Genomic DNA, 3,173 nt, shown 5'->3' with positions numbered 1-3,173 from the left:
AACCGCAAACAACCATTTCAGGTAAAAGGCGTTGGTGAGAACATCCCGCCAGTAGCGGTTTTCCGTCTCTTCGTCCGGAATTTCTGTCTTTACAGCCGTATTTGGGTGTTCCTGGCATTTCCGGAGACCCTGCGGTTTGATTTCCGGCTGTACCTGGCCTTGGGGCCGGCGCTCCTTATTTTCCTGGGAGCCCTGATGGCTTGCCGCCTGTGTTTCCGTTTCTCCGCTCAATATCCGCTCAAAGCGCCCCATTATGGCTGCCTCCTTGTTTGCCATTTATTTCCTCTAATTTGGGAAAGACTACCCCCTACAAGCACCCCAACTACGTTTCCAGATTTTGATGGGTTAGATGAGGTTAGATAAGGTTAGATGACGTCTCAAATTGATCTAACCCTGCTCAGCCCTACAGCCACAAGGCTTTCAGGGTTTAGGGTTAGAAAGTTAGACGGATTTTCCGCAAAAACAGGTCTAGAAATTTTGAGTGAGATCACATAGGTAAAAGATTTTTTTGACCTTTTCAGTTGCGCCCCAAAAATTTTCGTAAACACCCAAAACTTCATCTAACTTTCTAACCCTGTACCCTCAAAGCCTTGATTCCCAAGGCTTTGAGGGGGTTAGATGAATTCGACCCTCCATCTAACCTCGTCTAACCTTTTCCGCTGAAGCCTTGAAAATCAAGCATTTTTTCATCTAACCTTTTTAAATACTTGCTATTGATTACGCTGGTGCTTTAGTCATCCGCCGCCAGCCCACCGTTTTTTGGACAGCATTTCTTCGATTTCCCTTAAAACCTCCGGTGCCTGATTGAGGTCGAACGTCCACACCGCCCGGGTGCTCCCTTCCAGCTTCTTGTTTTCGCCGTGCGAAACGTAGTAGGGCTCCTCTTTCAGGTACTTCATTATCGAAGCCTTGTCGAAAGGTTCGCGCCCCGTCTTCTTGCGGTAGTGGATGGCCCACTTCTCGTACACGGCGTGCAGCCAGACGTAGAGCAGGCGGTCGCCGGTGACCCGCATGTGCCGCCCGTCGATTTCGTTCTCTGAGACCAGGAAGCTGACGTCGTTCCAGAACTGGTTCAGCATGTGCCCCTGCTCGCTGGTGCGCTTCATTTCCTGGCAGACCTTCTCCACCCAGCGGATGAAGTCGTCGTCCTGGAGCACCACGGCGTCGAAGGCGCCGGCGCAGATCGCCCAGTTGGTGGCCGTCCGGTCGGATATGTCGCGCTTGCTCAAGGCATCTTTGAGTTCCCTGATGTTGGCGATAATTTTTTCCGCGTAATGGTCGTAGTTAAGCAGCAGGTGGTAGGTGAAGCCGGAGAAATCATAGCAGTTTTTATTCAACCAGTCGAACCACGTCCGGTCGCGCTTGTACTCCGATATCTGCAGCGGCACGCAGCGGGTGAAAAGGCCGTTGTCTTTGGGGAGCTCCTCGCCGGAGATGGCCACGCAGGCGTTGACCGCGAACCCTTTGGCCTGGAAGGCCGTGGGCGTGCCCTTGCCGGAGAGCTGCCGGTTGTAGGCGCTGCGGAAAAAGCCGTCCTTCTTGATGATGTTTGCTTCGTTGCGGTACTCGTCGAACCACACACCGAGCCCCGAATAGTAGGCGAGGGCCCGGGTGATGAAGTTCTGGCTGGTCTCGGCCAACCCGATGCCTTCGGTGTCCAGGCCGAAGAAGTTCATGATCCAGTGCAGGAAGGTCGTCTTGCCGGATTCCCGCTTGCCGTGGATGAACAGGATCGGCAGGCAGCGGAAGGCCTCGAACACCTTGCGGTTGAACAGCGTGGCAATGACCCAGCCTATGGCGACGTAGGCTTCGTACCCACCCACGGTCTGCTTCAGCTTCTGAGCGATATCCACGATGTCTACCGGTTTTGTAGACAGCGAGGGGATGGATTCTTCGGTCCGACTGCCGTCCAGGCCGATTTGCAGGCTCTGCGGCTTGTACCCACGGCCCTCCACCCAGATTATGCCGTCGTTGTCCGGCCAGTACACCTTGCCCTTCTTGATGGCCAGGTTGCCGAACAGCCACAGGTGGTCTGAAATCTGGCCGATCCGGTCCGGCATGTAGATAAACTCTCCCGTGTCCCGGGCGAACTCCAGCTTCCAGATGTTGATCAGGTCCTCGCCCCTGCCTTCGAAGATGTAATTGCCTTTGCTGAAGCAGAACTTCTTGAACTCGCCCGGGCCGGCCATGTCGCTGGGGTCCAGGGGGAAGATGTCCGAGGCCTCGCCGTACTCGTTGACGAACTGGACGTTGCGCACTACGCCTTCAGGGGTGAAGAAGCTGGACTTGATGTTGATAACGAAGTTGCTGATGGTTTCTTCGTAGGGCTCCCCGTTGCGGTACCTGGTCACCACATACCGGTTGAATTCCCGCCTGATGTTGAGCCGCGTAAAGTGCATGTTGACCTTGCGCTGTACCACGCGGCGGGCCTCTTCGTCCAGGCTCTCCAGAAACTCCTGCGGCGTTTTGGCCCGGGCAATGACGTTTAAGATTTCCTCCCTGGTTCTCCCCTGGGCCAGGGCGCCGTCGAAGTCGATCTTCCCCTGCACCCGCCACTCGTCCGGCAGCCAGCCTACTCTGGTGTCGAACCCTGCACGGCCGAGTTTATAGGCCATGAGGTAGGCCCAAAGCTGGGTGTCGTAGCGGTCGGAGACTTTTGGCTTGTAGTTGGGGTACTCCGGGTTGTCTTTTATTTCGTTGTCAAAGATCACGGTGACTTTTTTAACTCCAAACTCCCTGAGCAGGGCCACCAGCCTGTCCAGGTGCTTGCCGCCGAAGGACGATACTCCGGGCACCGCCACCGCAGGGATGCGCCACTGCCACAGAGCAGCCGCTTTGAATTCGCCCTCAGTCAGCACAACGTGCTCCGGGTGATCCTGAAGGAAGTACCGGCAGTAAACCTGCGGGGGAAGCTTTTCAAAGCCGAGCTTGTGCGGCCGGATATAGTAAACCTCTACTTCACTCCCACCCTCAACTGCGTCTTGGCTGCATCGGTCGCCCAAATTTTTGCCAGCAGCCCCGGTGGGCCGTCCCGGCGCCGTTTCAACAATGGCGCCCGTTCCGTCAGTGGGAACGTACCGTGCTAGGCCGAGGTATGGGATCAGGATCCTGTCGTCAAGGAGCTGGCTGTTCACAATCAGCTGGCCGTTCGCCCTAACCAGCACTCCCGATTC

General features: G+C 55.9%; 2 protein-coding genes. Both read right to left on the bottom strand.

The annotated features are described in order from the left end of the window. Positions 1-252 (bottom strand): hypothetical protein (locus HPY58_14050; GenBank protein ID NPV30735.1); only part of this gene is annotated, 252 nt, incomplete at its 3' end. Positions 253-734: 482 nt separating this feature from the next. Beyond that, complete coding sequence (locus HPY58_14045) at positions 735-3,134, bottom strand: DUF3854 domain-containing protein (GenBank protein NPV30734.1); 2,400 nt, start codon at positions 3,132-3,134, stop codon at positions 735-737. Between the last annotated feature and the right edge of the window lie 39 nt (positions 3,135-3,173).

The sequence above is a fragment of the Bacillota bacterium genome, from assembly GCA_013177945.1.
Classification (GTDB): domain Bacteria; phylum Bacillota; class DSM-12270; order Thermacetogeniales; family Thermacetogeniaceae; genus Ch130.
This window is presented reverse-complemented; position numbering and strand designations above follow the sequence as displayed.